We start from the raw sequence: 18,046 nt of genomic DNA on the forward strand, positions 1-18,046 counted from the left end.
ATGTCCTTTCCTCTCCTGACAGCGACGGCGGCGCTCCCGGCCATCGGGGCGATCGCCACGGCCGCCGTACCGGCCGCGAGGCGCACGGCGGCCAAGTGGCTGGCCCTGCTGTTCTCGCTGGCCACCCTCGCCCTGGCGATCACCGTCCTGGTCCGCTTCGACCCGGACGGCGAGCGCTACCAGCTCACCGAGTCGCACGCCTGGATCGCCGACTTCGGCGTCCGCTACGAACTGGGCGTCGACGGCATCGGGGTGGCGCTCATCGCGCTGACCGCGCTGCTGATCCCCTTTATCGTCCTGGCGGGCTGGCACGACGCCGACCCCAAGGACACGGGAAGCAAGAGGTGGCGGCCGACGCAGGGCTTCTTCGCCCTGATCCTGGCCGTCGAGGCGATGGTGATCATCTCCTTCGAGGCCACCGACGTCTTCCTCTTCTACATCTTCTTCGAGGCCATGCTCATCCCGATGTACTTCCTCATCGGCGGCTTCGGGGACCGTGCGCACAAGGACGGCGAGGAGAAGGCGGCGACCCAGCGGTCGTACGCGGCGGTGAAGTTCCTCCTCTACAACCTGGCCGGCGGCCTGATCATGCTGGCCGCCGTGATCGGGCTGTACGTGGTCGCGGGGAACTTCTCCCTCACCGAGATCGCCCAGGCGCGGGCCGACGGCGAGCTGGAGATGGCGACCAGCACCGAACGCTGGCTGTTCCTCGGCTTCTTCTTCGCCTTCGCGGTGAAGGCGCCGCTGTGGCCGCTGCACACCTGGCTGCCCAACGCCATGCAGGAGTCCACCGCCCCGGTCGCCGTGCTGATCACGGCGGTGGTCGACAAGGTGGGCACCTTCGCGATGCTCCGCTTCTGCCTCCAGCTCTTCCCGGAGGCCAGCAAGTGGGCGACCCCGGTGATCCTGGTGCTGGCGGTCATCAGCATCATCTACGGCGCGCTGCTCGCCGTCGGCCAGCGCGACATCAAGCGGCTGATCGCCTACGCCTCGATCTCGCACTTCGGCTTCATCGTGATGGGCATCTTCGCGATGACCAGCCAGGGCCAGTCCGGGGCGACGCTCTACATGGTCAACCACGGCATCTCGACCGCCGTGCTCATGCTGGTCGCCGGGTTCCTGATCTCCCGGCGCGGCTCGCGGCTCATCGCCGACTTCGGCGGTGTGCAGAAGGTGGCCCCGGTGCTCGCCGGCACCTTCCTGATCGGCGGTCTCGCCACCCTCTCGCTGCCGGGGCTGGCGCCCTTCGTCAGTGAGTTCCTGGTCCTGGTCGGCACGTTCACGCGCTACCCGGTGATCGGCATCGTCGCCACCTTCGGCATCGTGCTCGCCGCGCTCTACACCCTCGTCCTGTACCAGCGGACGATGACCGGCCCGGTGAAGCCCGAGGTCGCCGCGATGCCCGACCTGCGGGCGCGGGAGATCGCGGTGGTGGCGCCGCTGGTCGTGCTGCTGGTGTTCCTGGGCGTCTACCCCAAGCCCGTCACGGACGTCGTGAACCCGGCGGTGAAGCAGACCTTGTCCGACGTACAGAAGAAGGACCCCCAGCCCGAGGTGGAGGCGGCCAAGTGAGCGCAACAGCAGCCGTCCACAGCCTGTGGACAACAGCGGCCGATCCGATCGCCAAGATCGACGCACCCAAGATCGAGTACGGGCAGCTCGCGCCCACGCTGATCGTCGTCGGCGCGGCGCTCGTCGGGGTGCTGATCGAGGCGTTCGTGCCGCGCAGGTCCCGTTACCACGCGCAGGTGTTCGTCTCCGCGGTCGCGCTGACCGCCGCGTTCGCCGCGGTCGTGGCGCTCGCCGCGGACGGGTACGCCACCACCAAGGCGGGCATCGCCGCGATGGGCGCGATCGCCGTCGACGGACCGGCGCTCTTCCTCCAGGGCACGATCCTGCTGACGGCGCTGGTGGGCCTGTTCACCTTCGCCGAGCGCCGGCTCGACCCGGAGGCCCACGGCAACCGCGTGGACTCCTTCGCCGCACAGGCCGCGGCCGTCCCCGGCAGCGACAGCGAGAAGCGGGCCGTCAAGGCCGGGTTCACCACCACCGAGGTGTTCCCGCTGCTGCTCTTCGCGGTCGCGGGCATGCTGGTCTTCCCGGCGGCCAACGACCTGCTGACGCTGTTCGTGGCCCTGGAGGTCCTCTCCCTCCCGCTGTACCTGCTGTGCGCGCTGGCCCGGCGCAAGCGGCTGATGTCGCAGGAGGCGGCGGTCAAGTACTTCCTGCTCGGCGCCTTCGCCTCCGCGTTCACGCTGTTCGGCATCGCCCTGCTGTACGGCTACGCGGGCTCCATGTCGTACGCGACGATCGCGCAGGTCGTCGACGGCACCGTCCCGGAGATCACCCCGGCGCTCGCCGCCACCATGGGCAACGACGCGCTGCTGCTGATCGGCGCGGCGCTGCTGGTGATGGGCCTGCTGTTCAAGGTCGGCGCGGTGCCCTTCCACATGTGGACGCCCGACGTCTACCAGGGCGCCCCCACGCCGGTGACCGGCTTCATGGCGGCGGCCACCAAGGTCGCGGCGTTCGGCGCCCTGCTGCGCCTGCTGTACGTGGTGCTGCCGGGTCTGCGCTGGGACTGGCGGCCGGTCATGTGGGGCGTCGCCATCGTCACCATGCTGGCCGGCGCCGTCGTGGCGATCACCCAGACCGACATCAAGCGGCTGCTGGCGTACTCGTCGATCGCGCACGCGGGCTTCATCCTCGCGGGCGTCATCGCGACCACGCCGTCGGGCGTCTCGTCGGTGCTGTTCTACCTGGCGGCCTACTCCTTCGTGACGATCGGCGCCTTCGCCGTGGTCACGCTGGTGCGGGACGCGGGCGGCGAGGCGACCCACCTGTCCCGCTGGGCGGGCCTGGGCCGGCGCTCCCCGCTGGTGGCGGCGGTGTTCGCGGTGTTCCTGCTCGCCTTCGCGGGCATCCCGCTGACCTCGGGCTTCGCCGGGAAGTTCGCCGTGTTCAAGGCGGCGGCGGAGGGCGGTGCGGTCCCGCTGGTGGTGATCGGCGTGATCTCGTCGGCGGTCGCGGCGTTCTTCTACATCCGCGTCATCGTGCTGATGTTCTTCAGCGAGCCGCGCCCGGAGGGCCCGACCGTCGCGGTGCCGTCGCCGCTGACGATGACGGCGATCGCGGTCGGTGTGGCGGTCACGGTGGTGCTCGGTGTGGCGCCGCAGTACTTCCTGGAGCTGGCCGGGGACGCGGGGGTGTTCGTGCGCTGACGCGCCCCCTGCCGGTCCCGGACACGGCCCGGTGCCCCCGCGCGGGGTGCCGGGCCGCGGTCGTTCCCGGTCGCGGCGCGCGCCGTCGCGCACGGGACCCGGGCGGTTCCGTGCGGGTCACGGGACCCGGGCGGTTCCGTGCGGGCCTGTGGACGGCTCCGGGGCTGTCGGTCCGGACGCCTATGGTGGACGCGGTGGCCGAGGTACGGCCGCGGGGGACGGGACGATGCACGGGACGGACGGTGTCGCCGGGATGGCAGTGACGGACAGTGAGGCGCTGGCGGCGCTGCACCGGGTCTTCGGCTACGAGGCCTTCCGCGGCGAGCAGGAAGCGGTCGTCGACCATGTGATCGCGGGCGGCGACGCGGTCGTGCTCATGCCGACCGGCGGCGGCAAGTCGCTCTGCTACCAGATCCCGGCCCTGGTCCGGCCCGGCACGGGCGTGGTGGTCTCCCCGCTGATCGCGCTGATGCAGGACCAGGTGGACGCGTTGCGGGCGCTCGGCGTGCGGGCCGGCTTCGTCAACTCCACGCAGGACTTCGACGAGCGGCGCACGGTCGAGGCGGAGTTCCTGGCGGGCGAGCTCGACCTGCTCTACCTGGCGCCGGAGCGGCTGCGCCTGGACAGCAGCCTCGACCTCCTCTCCCGCGGCAAGATCTCCGTCTTCGCCATCGACGAGGCGCACTGCGTCTCCCAGTGGGGGCACGACTTCCGGCCGGACTACCTCACCCTGTCCGTGCTGGGGGAGCGGTGGCCGGACGTGCCCCGCATCGCCCTCACCGCGACGGCCACGGACGCCACGCACCGGGAGATCACCGAGCGGCTGGGCCTGCGGGACGCCCGGCACTTCGTGGCCAGCTTCGACCGGCCCAACATCCAGTACCGGATCGTGCCCAAGGCCGACCCCCGCAAGCAGCTCCTCGCCTTCCTGCGCGAGGAGCACGCCGGGGACGCGGGCATCGTGTACTGCCTGTCGCGCAACTCGGTGGAGAAGACCGCCGAGTTCCTCTCCCGCAACGGCATCGAGGCGGTGCCGTACCACGCGGGGCTCGACGCGGGGACGCGCGCCGCGCACCAGGCGCGCTTCCTGCGTGAGGAGGGCCTGGTCGTGGTGGCGACCATCGCCTTCGGCATGGGCATCGACAAGCCGGACGTCCGCTTCGTCGCCCACCTCGACCTGCCCAAGTCGGTGGAGGGCTACTACCAGGAGACCGGCCGCGCGGGCCGCGACGGCCTGCCGTCCACGGCGTGGATGGCCTACGGGCTGAACGACGTCATCCAGCAGCGCAAGCTGATCCAGTCCGGCGAGGGCGACGAGGCGTTCCGGCGGCGGGCCAACCAGCACCTGGACGCCATGCTCGCCCTGTGCGAGACCGTGCACTGCCGCCGCGGCCAGCTCCTCGCCTACTTCGGCCAGGACCCGTCCGGGGAGAACTGCGGCAACTGCGACACCTGCCTCGCCCCGCCGGAGACCTGGGACGGCACGGTCGCGGCGCAGAAGGTGCTGTCCACGGTGGTGCGGCTGCAGCGGGAGCGCGGGCAGAAGTTCGGCGCGGTGCAGATCGTGGACATCCTGCTGGGCCGCCGCACCGCCAAGGTGATCCAGTTCGACCACGACCAGCTCTCCGTGTTCGGGATCGGCGAGGAGCTGAGCGAGGCGCAATGGCGCGGCGTCGTCCGCCAGTTGCTCGCCCAGGGACTGCTCGCGGTCGAGGGCGAGTACGGCACGCTGGTGCTGACCGAGGCCAGCGGACCGGTGCTGCGGCGCGAGCGTGAGGTGCCGCTGCGCAAGGAGCCCGAGAAGCCGGCCGCCTCCCGCTCGGGCGGCGGGGCGGGCCGGGGCGAGCGCAAGGCCAGGGCGGCCGCCGTCGAGCTGCCCGAGGAGCTGCGGCCGGCGTTCGAGGCGCTGCGCGCCTGGCGCGCCGAGCAGGCCAGGGAGCAGGGCGTCCCGGCGTACGTGATCTTCCATGACGCCACGCTGCGGGAGATCGTCACGGTGTGGCCCACCTCGGTGGAGGAGCTGGGCGGCGTCAGCGGCGTCGGCGAGAAGAAGCGGGTGACGTACGGCGAGGGGGTCGTCGCGGTGCTGGCCGGACTGGCGGCGCCGGGTGCGGCCGCTCCCGACCCGGCTGCTCCCGACCCGGCTGCTCCCGACCAGGCGGCTCCCGGCCAGGCCGGTGAGGCCCCGGCACCCGAGGACGACTGGCCCGACGAGGAGCCCGACTGGATCTGAGCACCCCGGCCGCCCCGCTACGGCAGCGCCGTCAGCCCCGGCGCGAAGGTGATGAGCAGCGGGACGAGGGGAACCAGGGCCGCCGCGCCTGTCGTCAGGGCGCGGTACCGGCGGCCCAGACGCGGCGGCGGCTCGAGGAGCCGGTCGACGCGCTCGCCGAGCAGCCGGCGGCTGGAGGAGCAGGACAGCACGCCCCGGTGCTGGTTGAGCTCGATCAGCGCCAGCGCGGTGGTCAGGTGGCCGCAGCGGCGGGAGGCCGTGTCGTCGGCGGACAGCTCGACCAGACGGTGCGTCTGCTCGCAGAAGTGGGCGAACAGCGGGACGCGCGGGAAGCCGGCCGCCAGCGCCGCCGACAGATGCAGCAGCCAGTCGTGGCGGGCCCGGGCGTGGCCGCGTTCGTGGGTGAGGACCGCGTCGAGCTGATGGCCGGTCAGCCGTCGCAGCGCGCCGGTCGTGACGATCAGCTGGGGCGGACTGCCCGGCATCCACCAGGCGTCGGGGTACTCCTCCTCCAGCACCAGCAGCGGCCCCCGCCCCTCGGGCAGTCCCGCCGGCAGGTCGGGCGCGCGGTCCCGCAGGTGTGCGCGGGCGCGGACGCGACGGCGGCGGGCCTCGACCAGTTCCCGCCCCAGCACCGCGGCGGTCCAGGCCGCGCCGCAGGCCAGCAGCACGGTGAGCACGGTCGTCCACGGCGAGGCGGACGACAGGTCGTACGCGGCGGTCACGGCGGGCGGCGCCGGGGCGAACAACTGCGCGCGGACGGTGCCGAAGACGGCGGCGGCGCCCAGCGCCAGGGCGGTCAGGCAGCACAGCAGGACGGTGGCCACCAGGCACTGCCACACCCACAGGCCGACGACCGGTTCCCGTTCCGGCCACTTCGCCCGGGTCAGCGCGCGGGGGACGGGTACGGCGGCGGTCACGGCGACCACGCTCAGCAGGAGCAGGCAGTACGTCATGCCACGGGCTCCGGATCCTGTCGGAAGGGGCGGCTCGGGGGCGTGCGGTGGGGCGGGGCGCGCGGCGTGGGAGGCGACGCACCGCCCGACGCCAAGTATGACGGCGAAGGGCGGTGCGAGACAGCGTGCCCGGACGGTTCGACAGGGCCGGAGGGGTCAGGACGCGGGGACCACCCGTCCCGTCACCTCGCCGAGGCCCACCCGCACCCCGTCCGGGCCCGGCGCCCAGGCGGACAGCGTCACCACGTCGCCGTCCTCCAGGAACGTCCGCTTGCCGTCGGGGAGTTCGAGCGGGTCGCGGCCGTTCCAGGTCAGTTCCAGCAGGGAGCCGCGCTCGCGCTCGGTGGGACCGCTGACCGTGCCGGAGCCGTAGAGGTCGCCGGTGCGCAGGGAGGCGCCGTTCACCGTCATGTGGGCGAGCTGCTGGGCGGCCGTCCAGTACATGGTGGAGAAGGGGCACTCGGAGATCTCGTGGCCGTTGAGGGTCACGGTGATGCGCAGGTCGTAGCCGCCGGGCTCCTCGCCGGAGTCGTCGAGGTACGGCAGCAGCGGGTGGGTGCGCTCCGGCGGTGCGGTGCGGGCCTCCTCCAGGGCGTCCAGCGGGGTGATCCACGCCGACACGGAGGTGGCGAAGGACTTGCCGAGGAACGGTCCGAGGGGCACGTACTCCCAGGCCTGGACGTCGCGGGCGGACCAGTCGTTGAGCAGGCACAGGCCGAACACGTGGTCGCGGTAGGCGTTCAGCGGCACGGGCCGGCCCCGCTCGGACGGGACGCCGACGACGAAGCCGACCTCGGCCTCGATGTCCAGCCGCACGGACGGGCCGAACACCGGGGCGGCGTCGGCGGGCGCCTTGCGCTGCCCGGAGGGGCGTACGACGTCGGTGCCGGACACCACGACGGTGCCGGAGCGGCCGTGGTAACCGATCGGCAGGTGCTTCCAGTTGGGGGTCAGGGAGTCGGCCGCGTCGGGGCGGAAGATCTGCCCGACGTTCCGGGCGTGGTTCTCCGAGGCGTAGAAGTCGACGTAGTCCGCGACCTCGAACGGCAGGTGCAGGGTGACCTCGGACAGCGGGTGGAGGAACCGCTCGACGGTCTCCCGGTGCGCCGGGACCGTCACCCACGCGGTGAGCGCGCGCCGCACGTCCGACCAGGCCGTACGGCCCGCCGCCAGCAGGGGGTTGAGGGTGGGCCGGGCGAGCAGGGAGGCGTAGGGGGAGCCCAGGGCGTGTGCCGCCGCTCCGGCGTCGAGGACGTGGTCGCCCAGCCGGACGCCCACGGTGCGCTCCGGCGAACCGGGGAGCGAGAAGACGCCGTACGGCAGGTTGTGCGGGCCGAAGGGATCGCCCTCGGGGACATCGAAGGGGGGCATCGGGTGCTGCCTCGCTTTCGTGTGCGCGGGTGCGCCACGTGTCCGTGGCCGTGCCACACGTTACGGGGTCGCGCCCCGGTGGGCTCTTGTATGCGGACGACTTCCCGGGCCCGGGTCCGCCGGAGCGCACCCTGTTCCGGTCAAAACGGGAAAGAGGTCCCAACCGGTCGCGATCCGGCGGCGTAAGAAGGCAAAACGCACCCAATGCGAGGGCATACGGGCGCGGCGAATCGGACGGTCCTCTCGTCCGTATTCTCTGATCATGGCCGCACCCACCGATTGTTTCCTCATCGCCACCGACCTGGACGGGACGCTGCTGCGCGGTGACGACACCCTCTCCGACCGCTCCCTCGCCGCCCTCGCGCGGGCCGAGCGGGCCGGTGCCCGGCACCTCGTGGTGACGGGCCGCCCGGCCCCCAGAGTGCGGTCGCTGCTCGACGACCTCGGCTGCACGGGGCTCGCGGTGTGCGGACAGGGCGCGCAGGTCTACGACGCCGCCGCGCACCGGATGCTGTGGTCGGTCCGGCTGGACCGGGAGCTGGCGGAGACCGCGCTCGGCAAGATCGAGGCCGAGGTGGGGGAGGTGTACGCCGCGGTCGACCAGGACGGGGTCGACGGGCTGACGCTGATCGAGCCGGGCTACCGGATGCCGCACCCGACGCTCCCGTCGGTGCGGGTGGAGCGGCGCGACGACCTGTGGGCGCGGCCGATCAGCAAGGTGCTGCTGCGCCACCCGGAGTTGTCGGACGACGTGCTGGCGGCGGCGGCCCGGTCCGTGGTCGGTTCGCTGGCCACGGTCACGATGTCGGGGCCGGGCACGGTGGAGCTCCAGCCGTGCGGGGTCACCAAGGCGACCGGGCTGGCGCTGGCCGCCGACCACCTGGGGCTGCGCCCCGAGGACACGGTCGCCTTCGGGGACATGCCGAACGACGTCCCCATGTTCCGGTGGGCGGGCCACGGCGTCGCCATGGCCAACGCGCACCCCGAGCTGAAGGCGGCGGCCGACGAGGTCACCCTGTCGAACGAGGACGACGGTGTGGCCGTCGTCCTCGAGCGACTGTTCGGGCAGACGGCCGGGGTGGGCCGTCAGAGGTCGGCTCAGTACGCGCCGAAGACGTTGTCGATCGAACCGTAGCGGTCGGCGGCGTAGTTGCAGGCCGCGGCGATGTTGGCGACCGGGTCGAACGGGTCGAAGGCGGTGCCGGGCACGTGGTACGCCTGGAAGGTCGGGTCGATGACCTGGAGCAGGCCCTTGGACGGGGTGCCCTTCGCGGCGTTGGAGTCCCACAGGTTGATGGCGGCCGGGTTGCCGGACGACTCCCGCATGATGTTGCGGTGGATGGAGTCGTAGGAGCCGGGGATGCCGTTCTGCGCCATGACGTCCATCGCCTCGCGGATCCAGCCGTCGAGGTTGTCCGGGTACGCGGTCGTGGAGGCGGCGGTGGCCTGGGCCGCGGGGGCGGCCGCGGCGCTGGTGGCGCCGAACAGCGGCATCGCGACCACGGCGACGCCGGTGCCGGCGACGGCGAGGGAGCGGACGAGGCGGCGGCGGTACGAAGCGGAAGCGGGCATGTCTGGGTTCCTCTCCTACGCCTGCGAGGTGAGCTGTCGGGTTCGGGCGGGAGAGTGCCCGGCCGTGCCCCTGCGGGCATGGCTTCACCCCGAGCCGTCCCGGCGCGGTGTCCGGTACGGCGGCTTACCTGGGTCCCCCGCTCCTGCCGTGCGTGAGTTCGTCGTCGGGTGTGATGCGGGTGGCGGCAGGACTAGGCGTCCACCCGGCAGGCCCGGAACGTATGCGAGAGCGCATGTCGGGAACAAGTGCGACGATCACACAAAGCACCGTTTGATCTTGAGATGGGCGATTTAGGGTGCTTGATCCTTTGCGGTCGCTCAGGGTCAACTCCGTTGCGTGGAGCGGGATGACGGGCGTGTGCGGGGGTGACCGGACGGCCGGCGGGCGCGTGACTCACTTCACGGGGCGACGACCGTGGGGGCATTTGCGGCCAAGGTGAATTAGAGGGGCGATCGCGGCAAATCGGACTCACGGGTGGGGCAGGATGGTCCACGGGCCGCCGTGTCCGGGAAGTCGAGGTATGTCCCTTGTCATTGCCCGATCAAAAACACTCCGCTTCTGCTCCCGTATCGCCTTGCTTGTGACCCCGGGCCCTGGCGGTGATCGAAACATGACCGGATACGCTGACTCGAGTGGTGGCAGCGACCTATCGACAAACCGTGTAACCGCCAGCAGACACCAGCAGACAGGAGACCCCTCGTGACCGTCGTCGGGCCGTTCGGGCTGAGCGTGCGGGACCAGGCTCTGGAAGCCGATGTCCAGGCCGGATTGACGGCTGTCGAGGAAGGGCTGCTCGAGGCCACCAAGAGCGAGGTGCCCTTCATCACGGAGGCCGCCCAGCACCTGGTGCGGGCCGGCGGCAAACGGTTCCGTCCGCTGCTCGTGATGCTCTCCGCCCGGTTCGGCGACCCCTACGCGCCCGGCATCGTGCCGTCGGCCGTCGTGGTGGAACTCACCCACCTGGCCACGCTGTACCACGACGACGTGATGGACGAGGCCGAGGTGCGGCGCGGGGTCGCGAGCGCGAACGCCCGCTGGGGCAACTCGGTCGCCGTGCTCACCGGCGACTTCCTCTTCGCCCGCGCCTCCCACATCCTGGCCGACCTCGGCCCGGAGGCGGTGCGGGTCCAGGCCGAGGCGTTCGAGCGGCTGGTCACCGGCCAGATCCTGGAGACCGCGGGCCCGCAGAACGGCCGCGACCCGGTCGACCACTACCTGGACGTGCTCGGCGGCAAGACCGGCTCCCTGGTCGCCGTCTCCTGCCGGTTCGGCGGGATGATGTCCGGCGCCGACGAGACGGTGGTGGACATCCTCACCCAGTACGGCGAGCGGCTCGGCGTCGCCTTCCAGCTCGCCGACGACGTCCTGGACATCGCCTCCGACTCCTACGAGTCCGGCAAGACCCCCGGCACCGACCTGCGCGAGGGCATCGCCACCCTGCCCGTGCTGCGGCTGCGCGAGCGGGCGGCCCGGCTGGGCCTCGCCGAGGACCTCGCCCTGTGCGAGCTGCTCGACTCCGACCTCACCGACGACGCCCGGCACGCCGAGGCGCTGCGGCTGCTGCGCGCCCACCCCGCGCTGGGCCAGGCCCGCCGGGACACCGTGCGCTACGCCGAGGAGGCGCGCGCCGCGCTCGCCCCGCTGCCCGACGGCCCCGCCAAGACGGCGCTCGTCGAGATGTGCGACGCCGTGGTGCACCGGGCCGGCTGACCCGTCCGGCCGTCCCCCGTACGCCTCCCGGACCCGGACGACCCCTACGGGGCGGGGGAGGCGCCGTCGTGCCGTGTCATACCGCAGCAGTACGCGCAGTTGAGTCCGCGGTCTGACGCATCCGCCCCGCGCATGCGGTCAGATGGACCACGACGGACAACACCACTTCTCACCGGTTCGGGTGAGAATGGCGGCTCGGACCGGACTGGTGCGAGGACACGGGACGGAAGCCGCCGCCGACGACGGAGGGCACACATGGCACCGTACGCATCCGACGACACGACGACCGCGGGGGAGGTCGAGGAGCCGCGCGCCGGCCGCCGCAGGGCAGCGCGGTACGTCGTCCCCGTCACGGTGATGGGCGTGGCGGCCGCGACGATCGGACTCGTCCCGGCGCTCGCCGACTCCGGCGACCCCGACCTGCCGGACATCACCGCCGCGCAGCTCATCGAGAAGATCGCGCAGTCGGACGTGGAGCGGCTGTCCGGCACCGTGAAGATCACCACCGACCTCGGACTGCCGAACCTCGGCGGCCTGGAGAGCGGCCTCGCGTCCGGGGCGCTGGGCGAGGACGGCGAGGGCGGTTCGTCCGCCGACCCGTCCGGCCGGCTCACCGAGCTGGCGTCCGGCACGCACACCCTGCGCGTCGCCGCCGACGGCCCGGAACGCCAGAAGCTGTCACTGCTGGAGAACGCGGCCGAGTACAGCCTCATCCACAACGGCGAGGACGTCTGGGGCTACGACAGCGCGTCCAACGAGGTCTACCACACCACCGTCGACGCGCCGGACGCGTCCGAACGGCGCGAGCAGCGGCCCCCGGCCCTCCCCCAGGACTTCGCGGAGGAGGCGCTGAAGGCGGTCGACGACACCACGTCCGTGAAGGTCGACGGCACCGCCCAGGTGGCCGGCCGGGACGCCTACCGGCTGGTGGTCGAGCCCAGGCAGTCCGGCTCCACCGTCGGCGCCGTCAGCATCGCCGTGGACCACGAGACGGGCCTGCCGCTGAAGTTCACGCTCACCCCGTCGAGCGGCGGCTCGGCCGTCGTGGACGTCGGCTTCACCGAGGTGAGCTTCGACCGCCCGGACGCCTCCACGTTCGAGTTCACCCCGCCGAAGGGCGCCAAGGTGACCGAGGACACCGAACAGGGCCGGGACCGCGGCGACTTCGGGAAGCCGGAGCGGGGCCCGAAGTCCGAGGAGGACCTGGCCAAGGGCTTCGACGGGCTGAAGACGCTCGGCGAGGGCTGGAACACGGTCGCCACCTTCGACACCGGCTCCGGCGGCGGCCTGCCCACCGGCGAGGCGGGCGGCGACCTCGACGGCTTCCTCGGCTCGCTCGGCGAGCGGGTCGAGGGCGACTTCGGCACCGGCACGGTGTTCGGCACCCGCCTGGTCAACGCCCTGATCACCGAGGACGGCACGGTCTACGTGGGTACGGTCACCAAGGACGCGCTGGTGAAGGCGGCCGACGCGGGCGAGTAGCAGGCCCCGCGCCCGCCGCCGTACCGAGGGAAACGGGGGAGCCGATGGACGCCACGTCCGCCACGTCCGCCACGGAGCAGACGCGCGACGGGCGGTCCGCGGGTGACGGCGTCGTCGTCACCCGCGGACTGACCAAGCGGTACCGCGGCGGACAGCTCGCCGTGGACGGCCTGCACCTGACCGTCCCGGCGGGCAGCGTCTTCGGCTTCCTCGGCCCCAACGGCTCCGGCAAGACCACCACCATCCGCATGCTGATGGGCCTGATCGAGCCGACCTCCGGGACGGCGCACGTGCTGGGGCGCCCCATGCCCCGCTCCGCGCGCGCCGTCCTCCCGCACGTCGGAGCCCTCATCGAGGGCCCCGCCCTCTACGGCTTCCTCTCCGGCCGCGACAACCTCCTCCGCCACGACGCGGCCGACCCCACCGCCGATCCGCGCACCCGCAAGGCGCGGGTCGCCGCAGCCCTGGACCGGGTGGGCCTCACGGCCGCGGCCGGGCGGAAGGCACGCGCGTACTCCCTCGGCATGAAGCAGCGCCTCGGACTCGCCGCCGCCCTGCTGCGGCCCCGCCGGCTGCTGGTGCTGGACGAGCCGACCAACGGCCTCGACCCGCAGGGCATGCGGGAGATCCGCTCCCTGGTCCGCGAACTGGCCACCGACGGCACGACCGTCTTCCTCTCCTCCCACCTGCTCGACGAGATCGAGCAGGTCTGCACGCACGCCGCCGTGATGGCGCGGGGCCGGCTGATCACGCAGGGACCGGTCGCCGAGCTGGCCGCGGGCGCCCGGGGCCGTCTGGTGATCACCACGCCCGACCCGGCGGACGCGGCGCGGCTGTTGAAGGCACAGGGGCTCGCCGACGTCGTGGCGGACGGTGACCGGGTGAGCGCCGAGCCGCCCGCGCGGGACCTCGCCGAGGTCAACGTGGCCCTGGTCACGGCGGGGGTGCGGGTGCGCGGCCTCGGGGTGGAACGGGCCTCGCTGGAGGACGTGTTCGTGGCGCTGACCGGGGAGGGGTTCGATGTCGCGGGCTGAGACGGCGAGCGGGACGGGCGCGGAAGCGGAGGAGGCCGTGCGACCGCGTCCGCTGTGGACCCTCGGGCTGTTCCGCGACGAACTGCGCACCACCTTCCGCCGCTGGCGCACCCTCGCCCTGCTGGGCGTGCTGGCCGCCGTGCCGGTGCTGGTCGGGATCGCCGTGCGGATCGAGACCGGCGACGGGTCGTCCGCCGGGAGCGGTGGCGGGGGACCCGCCTTCGTCTCGCAGATCACCAACAACGGCCTGTTCCTCGTCTTCACCGCGCTCGCCGCGACCCTGCCGTTCTTCCTGCCCATGGCGGTCGGCGTGATCGCGGGCGACGCCGTGGCGGGCGAGGCGGGCGCCGGCACCCTGCGCTACCTGCTGGTCGCCCCCGCCGGCCGCACCCGGCTGCTGCTCACCAAGTACGCGACGGTCGTCGTGTTCTGTCTGGCCGCCACCCTGGTGGTGGCCGGGTCGGCGCTGGCCGTGGGCGCGCTGCTGTTCCCGCTGGGCGACGTCACCACCCTCTCGGGCACCCGCATCGGCTTCGGTGAGGGACTGGTCCGGGCCCTGCTGATCGCCCTGGTCGTCGCCGCGTCCCTGCTCGGCGTGGCGGCGCTCGGCCTGTTCGTCTCCACGCTGACCGACAGCGGCATCGCGGCGATGGCCACCACGGTCGGACTGCTCATCACCGTCCAGATCCTCGACCAGATCCCCCAGCTGCACGCCCTGCACCCGTACCTGTTCTCCCACCACTGGCTGTCCTTCGCCGACCTGCTGCGCGAGCCCGTCCACCGGGACGACCTCACCAGGAACCTCGGCCTCCAGGCCCTCTACGCCGCCGTCTTCGGCTCGGCGGCCTGGGCACGGTTCACGACGAAGGACGTCACGGCGTAGAGGCGGCCGGGGTGAGCGCGGCGGCGGCTCCGCGTCGCTCCGCCTCCCGGGCGGCCGCCAGCAGCAGGTCCTCCCGGTCGTGGGCCGCCACCAGGTGCAGCCCCGCCGGACAGCCGTCGGCGCCGACACCGGCCGGGAGGCTCAGCGCGGGATGACCGCTGAGGTTGAACGCCCAGGTGAGCGCGGTGGAGTAGGTGTCACCGGGACCGTCGTGGCCGTGCGGCGCGGTGGGCGCCGTGGGAGTGAGCAGCAGGTCGGCGTGGGTGAGGATGCCGCGCAGACGGCGGTCGTTGGCGGCCCGGACGCGGTGGGCGCCGGCGGGATCGGCGCCCGGGGTGCGCAGGGCCAGCCAGGCCGGGCCGGGGTCGAGGAGCGCGGGGGGCTCCGGCGGCCGCACCAGGCGTACCACCCCGGCCTCGACGAGCCGCTCGGCCGCCTCCCGCGCCAGGGCGACGGGCCCGGGGGCGGGGGAGGCGAAACCCAGGTCGGGCGACCAGACGGCGGTGACGGGGAAGCGGGGCGGCGCCGGGGGCCCGGCCCGCTCGGAAACGACCCGCCACCAGAGACGCGCGTCCGCCGCCGTACGCGCGAGAATCCCGGGCGCGGCGAGGCCCGTACGGTCGCCCGACGGCAGCCGGCCGCCCGTGACCTTCAGCCCCAGCACCCCGCACCACGCCGCCGGGATGCGCACCGAGCCCGCGCCGTCGGCGCCCGTCGCCAGCGGCACCAGCCCGGCCGCCACCGCCACCGCCGCCCCGGCCGAGGACCCGCCGGGCGTGCGGTCCGCCCGCCACGGGTTGACGGTACGGCCACGCGCCCCGAGTCCCCAGGTCTGCCAGGGCGTCCCCGGACCCGGCACGGAGGTGGCGCCCAGGGCGACCGCACCGGCCGCGAGCAGCGGTTCCGCCGCGCGCCGGCCGTGCCGCCCCTTGACCGCGACCGGCACCCCGGCCAGCGGCGGGCACTCCCCGGCGGCGACCCGCGCGTCCACCTCCGCCGCCCGCCGCAGCGCCTCCTCGGCCCACACGTCGAGGAACGCGCACAGCACCGGATCGGCGCGCTCGATCCGCGCGAGCGCCTCCGCGACCACGTCCACGGCCCGGCACGCGCCCGCGCGCACGGCGGCGGCGATCTCCCGCGCGCCGTCCCCGCTCACCGCGGGACGCCGGTGAGACGGGCCAGCGGCTCCGTTCCGCGCGGCGGCCTGCCGCCCAGGTCGCCGAGGCGCCAGTCGGGCACCCACGGCACCCGGTACACGTCGATCAACGGCTCGATCAGCCGCACCCGGTGCGCGAGGGGACGCGGGAGCCGCCCCGGCGCGTCCGCCACGAGGACGACGGCGTCCAGGTCGAGCCCGTGCGGGGCCTCACCGCGCCGGAACAGGTCGACGGCCGGCGGCACCGCGTCCAGTCCGGCCGCATGGGTGCGGGCGACGAGCAGCACCGGGCCGGGGGCGTCGGGCCCGGGCCAGGAGCGTCCGCAGTCGTGCCCGCCGTAGACCGCGGCGAGCGTGGAGACGCCCGCGCCGCCGTGCAGACCGACCCAGGAGAAGCGCCGGGCCGTCGCACGGGCGGGCACCGGCTCCGGAGGGTCCGCCTCCGGTGCCGTCACCGGCCCTCGCAGCCAGATCTCCGGTCCCTGTCCCGTGCCTGCTCGCATGTCCCTCTCCTGCTCGCCGGCTCGATCGTCCATGCCCCGCGCCCGGCGCGGAACCGGGGCCGACGGCCCTTGGGACGAGCCTGTGACAACGCGGTGACGTGCGCAGAGCGCGCGAGCGGACACACTCGACGGTAGGTGTACGACCCGAATGAGGGAACGATGTCTCGACTCAGCCGCGGGAAGAAGCGGGAACAGCAGCAGGCCACGGACGCGGCGCACCGCGCGGCGGTGCCGGTCGACGTCCGCGTCCCGGCCGACGGGTCGGGCGGGCCGGGCGCCCTCGTCGACGGCGTACGGGTGATCGCGGGCCCCGGCGAGGAGATCCAGCAGACGGTGCTGAACCGCCTGCACCGCATCGCCGTCGCCGCCGGCCGCGCCGTCCACGCCACCGTGCGCGACGAACGCATCGGGTACGTCGTCCCGCTCCGGGTCGCCCCGGACGGCTCCAGCACCTTCACGGCCCAGCCGGCCCAGCTGCACGGCCCGCTCGCACGGGGAGAGGCGTCCCCCGGGACGCCGGCTCCTGGGACGCCCGCCCCCGGGACGCCGGCCCCCGGGGCGCCGAGCCCCGGCATACCGCCGGCTCCGGGGACGCCCCCGCGGCCGGCGCCCGAGCGGGAGCATGCGGCGCCCCGGTCATCGGCCTCCGGGTCGGAGCAGGCGGCGCAGCGGTCGTCGACGCCCGGGTCGGAGCACGCGGTGCCCCAGGGGCCGGCCTCCGGATCGGACACCGACCGCCTGACCCACCTGCTCCGCTCGGTCCCGGAATCCGAAGCCCCGCAGGCGCTCCGTCGCGTCCCGGAGCCTGAGGGACGGGTGACCTCCGGTCCCGCCCCGGAGCCGGGGTCTTCGGCGGCTTCCGGCTCCGTCTCGACGCCCCCGGCGACCGCTGACGCCGGCGGAGGCCCCGACTCCCAGGCGGCTCCTGACCGTTTCCGTTCCGAGCCCGCAGCCCCGCCGGCCCCCGGCTCCGCCCCGGAGCAGGCAGCTCCGGACACTCCCGCTCCCGTACCGGAGCCCGGGACCCAGGCGGCTTCCCCTGCCCCGCCGGCCCCCGGCGCCGTTTCGGCGTCCCCCGCCCCGGAGCCGGAAATCCCGGCGCCCCCCGCCCCCGTGCGGGACGCCACCCCCACCTTCCCCCTGCGTCCCATCCCCGGGACGGAAGCCTCCTTCGACTCCCCGCCCACCTTCCGGCTGCGGAGGGTGACGCCGCCGCCGGCCGGCGGTCTCCCGCCCGGCACCGTCGCGCCGCCCCTGGGCGTGTTCGGGCCGCCCCCGGACATGAACGCCCGGCCGTACCCCGCCGAGGGGCGCGACACGGCACCCGAACCTGACCTCGCGGCCGTGCCCGACGCCGACCCGGACCCCCGCCCCGCCCCACCGCGCGGCTTCGACGCCATCGCGGAGGCCGTGCTCGGCGACGAGCCCGCCGCCCCCGCCGGCAGCCCCCTCGCCGACCCCATGGAGCGCATCAACGACGCCGTGCGGGCGGGCAGGATCGACACGGCCGCCCACCTCGCCCACGACACCCTGGAGCACGCCTCGCGGACCCTCGGGGCCGAGCACCCGGAGGTGCTGCGCCTGCGCGAGCTCACCGCGTACATCGCCTACCTGGCCGGTGAACCGCTGCGCGCCTTCCGGCTCTCCCTCGACCTCGCCGTCGTCTGCCGCCGCGCGGGCGACGCGGAGGCCGCTTACGGCAACGTCCGCAGCGCGGCCACCGCATGGCGCGGGGTGCGCGATCCCCTGCTCGGGCTGGAGCTGGGGCGCGAGCTGACGGCGCTGTGGACCGGGCTGGCCGCCGAGGGCGGTCCCGCCGCCGACGAGGCGGAGGAACTGGACTCCGTACGCGCCCGCATGGACCGCCTCACCGCCCGCGCCCGCGACCTGGAGGACTGAGCCGCCCCCCGGGGACGCCCGCTAG

The 18,046-nt window shown here is 74.0% G+C and carries 14 protein-coding genes and 1 riboswitch; of the genes, 9 read left to right on the top strand and 5 right to left on the bottom strand.

The window, feature by feature from the left end; translation table 11 throughout:
• From ACWH4W_RS08745 to recQ, 3 genes are all read left to right on the top strand, one after another.
• Window positions 1-1,572, top strand: a complete 1,572-nt coding sequence (locus ACWH4W_RS08745; protein ID WP_473075231.1) for an NADH-quinone oxidoreductase subunit M — start codon at window positions 1-3, stop codon at window positions 1,570-1,572.
• Window positions 1,569-3,221, top strand: coding sequence for an NADH-quinone oxidoreductase subunit NuoN (gene nuoN, locus ACWH4W_RS08750; protein WP_473075232.1), 1,653 nt, complete (start codon window positions 1,569-1,571; stop codon window positions 3,219-3,221). The genes ACWH4W_RS08745 and nuoN overlap by 4 nt, the downstream gene beginning before the upstream one ends.
• A 226-nt stretch (window positions 3,222-3,447) precedes the next feature.
• A complete protein-coding gene (recQ, locus tag ACWH4W_RS08755; RefSeq protein ID WP_473075233.1) occupies window positions 3,448-5,454 on the top strand; it encodes a DNA helicase RecQ in 2,007 nt (668 codons plus the stop codon).
• 17 nt (window positions 5,455-5,471) lie between these two features.
• Here recQ and ACWH4W_RS08760 read toward each other — a convergent pair whose 3' ends face one another.
• Both ACWH4W_RS08760 and fahA read right to left on the bottom strand, forming a co-directional pair.
• Complete coding sequence (locus tag ACWH4W_RS08760; protein ID WP_473075234.1) at window positions 5,472-6,410, bottom strand: M56 family metallopeptidase; 939 nt, start codon at window positions 6,408-6,410, stop codon at window positions 5,472-5,474.
• Window positions 6,411-6,566: 156 nt separating this feature from the next.
• Window positions 6,567-7,781: a fumarylacetoacetase gene (fahA, locus tag ACWH4W_RS08765; RefSeq protein WP_473075235.1), complete on the bottom strand. Its 1,215-nt coding sequence runs from the start codon at window positions 7,779-7,781 to the stop codon at window positions 6,567-6,569.
• Window positions 7,782-8,043: 262 nt separating this feature from the next.
• Between fahA and ACWH4W_RS08770 the strand changes: the two genes are divergently transcribed.
• Window positions 8,044-8,916, top strand: a complete 873-nt coding sequence (locus tag ACWH4W_RS08770) for an HAD family hydrolase (protein ID WP_473075236.1) — start codon at window positions 8,044-8,046, stop codon at window positions 8,914-8,916.
• Here the strand turns inward: ACWH4W_RS08770 and ACWH4W_RS08775 are convergent.
• The gene (locus ACWH4W_RS08775; protein WP_473075237.1) at window positions 8,880-9,353 is read right to left on the bottom strand and encodes a transglycosylase SLT domain-containing protein; all 474 of its coding nucleotides are present in this window, start codon (window positions 9,351-9,353) and stop codon (window positions 8,880-8,882) included. The two genes, ACWH4W_RS08770 and ACWH4W_RS08775, sit on opposite strands and share 37 nt — an antisense overlap.
• A gap of 3 nt (window positions 9,354-9,356) precedes the next feature.
• Window positions 9,357-9,485, bottom strand: a riboswitch (cyclic di-AMP (ydaO/yuaA leader).
• A 568-nt stretch (window positions 9,486-10,053) separates the two neighbouring features.
• On the opposite strand from ACWH4W_RS08775, the gene ACWH4W_RS08780 reads away from it, so the two are divergent.
• The 4 genes from ACWH4W_RS08780 to ACWH4W_RS08795 all read left to right on the top strand — a co-directional run bounded on the left by ACWH4W_RS08780 (window position 10,054) and on the right by ACWH4W_RS08795 (window position 14,463).
• The gene (locus tag ACWH4W_RS08780; protein WP_473075238.1) at window positions 10,054-11,064 is read left to right on the top strand and encodes a polyprenyl synthetase family protein; all 1,011 of its coding nucleotides are present in this window, start codon (window positions 10,054-10,056) and stop codon (window positions 11,062-11,064) included.
• Between the two features lie 255 nt (window positions 11,065-11,319).
• Complete coding sequence (locus ACWH4W_RS08785) at window positions 11,320-12,546, top strand: LolA family protein (RefSeq protein ID WP_473075239.1); 1,227 nt, start codon at window positions 11,320-11,322, stop codon at window positions 12,544-12,546.
• A 44-nt stretch (window positions 12,547-12,590) separates the two neighbouring features.
• Window positions 12,591-13,580 (top strand): ABC transporter ATP-binding protein, encoded by a 990-nt coding sequence (locus tag ACWH4W_RS08790; protein WP_473075240.1) that lies wholly within the window; start codon window positions 12,591-12,593, stop codon window positions 13,578-13,580.
• Window positions 13,567-14,463: an ABC transporter permease gene (locus tag ACWH4W_RS08795; RefSeq protein WP_473075241.1), complete on the top strand. Its 897-nt coding sequence runs from the start codon at window positions 13,567-13,569 to the stop codon at window positions 14,461-14,463. The genes ACWH4W_RS08790 and ACWH4W_RS08795 overlap by 14 nt, the downstream gene beginning before the upstream one ends.
• On the opposite strand, the gene ACWH4W_RS08800 is transcribed toward ACWH4W_RS08795, so the two are convergent.
• Both ACWH4W_RS08800 and ACWH4W_RS08805 read right to left on the bottom strand, forming a co-directional pair.
• Window positions 14,453-15,619, bottom strand: a complete 1,167-nt coding sequence (locus tag ACWH4W_RS08800) for an amidase family protein (protein ID WP_473075242.1) — start codon at window positions 15,617-15,619, stop codon at window positions 14,453-14,455. The two genes, ACWH4W_RS08795 and ACWH4W_RS08800, sit on opposite strands and share 11 nt — an antisense overlap.
• A complete protein-coding gene (locus tag ACWH4W_RS08805) occupies window positions 15,616-16,122 on the bottom strand; it encodes a DUF6668 family protein (RefSeq protein WP_473075243.1) in 507 nt (168 codons plus the stop codon). The genes ACWH4W_RS08800 and ACWH4W_RS08805 overlap by 4 nt, the downstream gene beginning before the upstream one ends.
• Window positions 16,123-16,281: 159 nt before the next feature.
• On the opposite strand from ACWH4W_RS08805, the gene ACWH4W_RS08810 reads away from it, so the two are divergent.
• Entirely contained in the window at window positions 16,282-18,021 is a 1,740-nt protein-coding gene (locus ACWH4W_RS08810; RefSeq protein ID WP_473075244.1) for a tetratricopeptide repeat protein, read from the top strand.
• Window positions 18,022-18,046: the final 25 nt, after the last annotated feature.

Source organism: Streptomyces sp. DSM 120436 (genome assembly GCF_055778765.1).

What these genes read in the sequence shown, in the direction of transcription:
- ACWH4W_RS08785 (WP_473075239.1), top strand. Translation starts at nt 11,320, where the DNA reads ATGGCACCGTACGCATCCGACGACACGACGACCGCGGGGGAGGTCGAG.
- ACWH4W_RS08805 (WP_473075243.1), bottom strand. Translation starts at nt 16,122, where the DNA reads ATGCGAGCAGGCACGGGACAGGGACCGGAGATCTGGCTGCGAGGGCCG.
- ACWH4W_RS08760 (WP_473075234.1), bottom strand. Translation starts at nt 6,410, where the DNA reads ATGACGTACTGCCTGCTCCTGCTGAGCGTGGTCGCCGTGACCGCCGCC.
- ACWH4W_RS08775 (WP_473075237.1), bottom strand. Translation starts at nt 9,353, where the DNA reads ATGCCCGCTTCCGCTTCGTACCGCCGCCGCCTCGTCCGCTCCCTCGCC.
- ACWH4W_RS08810 (WP_473075244.1), top strand. Translation starts at nt 16,282, where the DNA reads ATGTCTCGACTCAGCCGCGGGAAGAAGCGGGAACAGCAGCAGGCCACG.
- fahA (WP_473075235.1), bottom strand. Translation starts at nt 7,781, where the DNA reads ATGCCCCCCTTCGATGTCCCCGAGGGCGATCCCTTCGGCCCGCACAAC.
- ACWH4W_RS08790 (WP_473075240.1), top strand. Translation starts at nt 12,591, where the DNA reads ATGGACGCCACGTCCGCCACGTCCGCCACGGAGCAGACGCGCGACGGG.
- recQ (WP_473075233.1), top strand. Translation starts at nt 3,448, where the DNA reads ATGCACGGGACGGACGGTGTCGCCGGGATGGCAGTGACGGACAGTGAG.
- ACWH4W_RS08770 (WP_473075236.1), top strand. Translation starts at nt 8,044, where the DNA reads ATGGCCGCACCCACCGATTGTTTCCTCATCGCCACCGACCTGGACGGG.
- ACWH4W_RS08745 (WP_473075231.1), top strand. Translation starts at nt 1, where the DNA reads ATGTCCTTTCCTCTCCTGACAGCGACGGCGGCGCTCCCGGCCATCGGG.
- ACWH4W_RS08795 (WP_473075241.1), top strand. Translation starts at nt 13,567, where the DNA reads ATGTCGCGGGCTGAGACGGCGAGCGGGACGGGCGCGGAAGCGGAGGAG.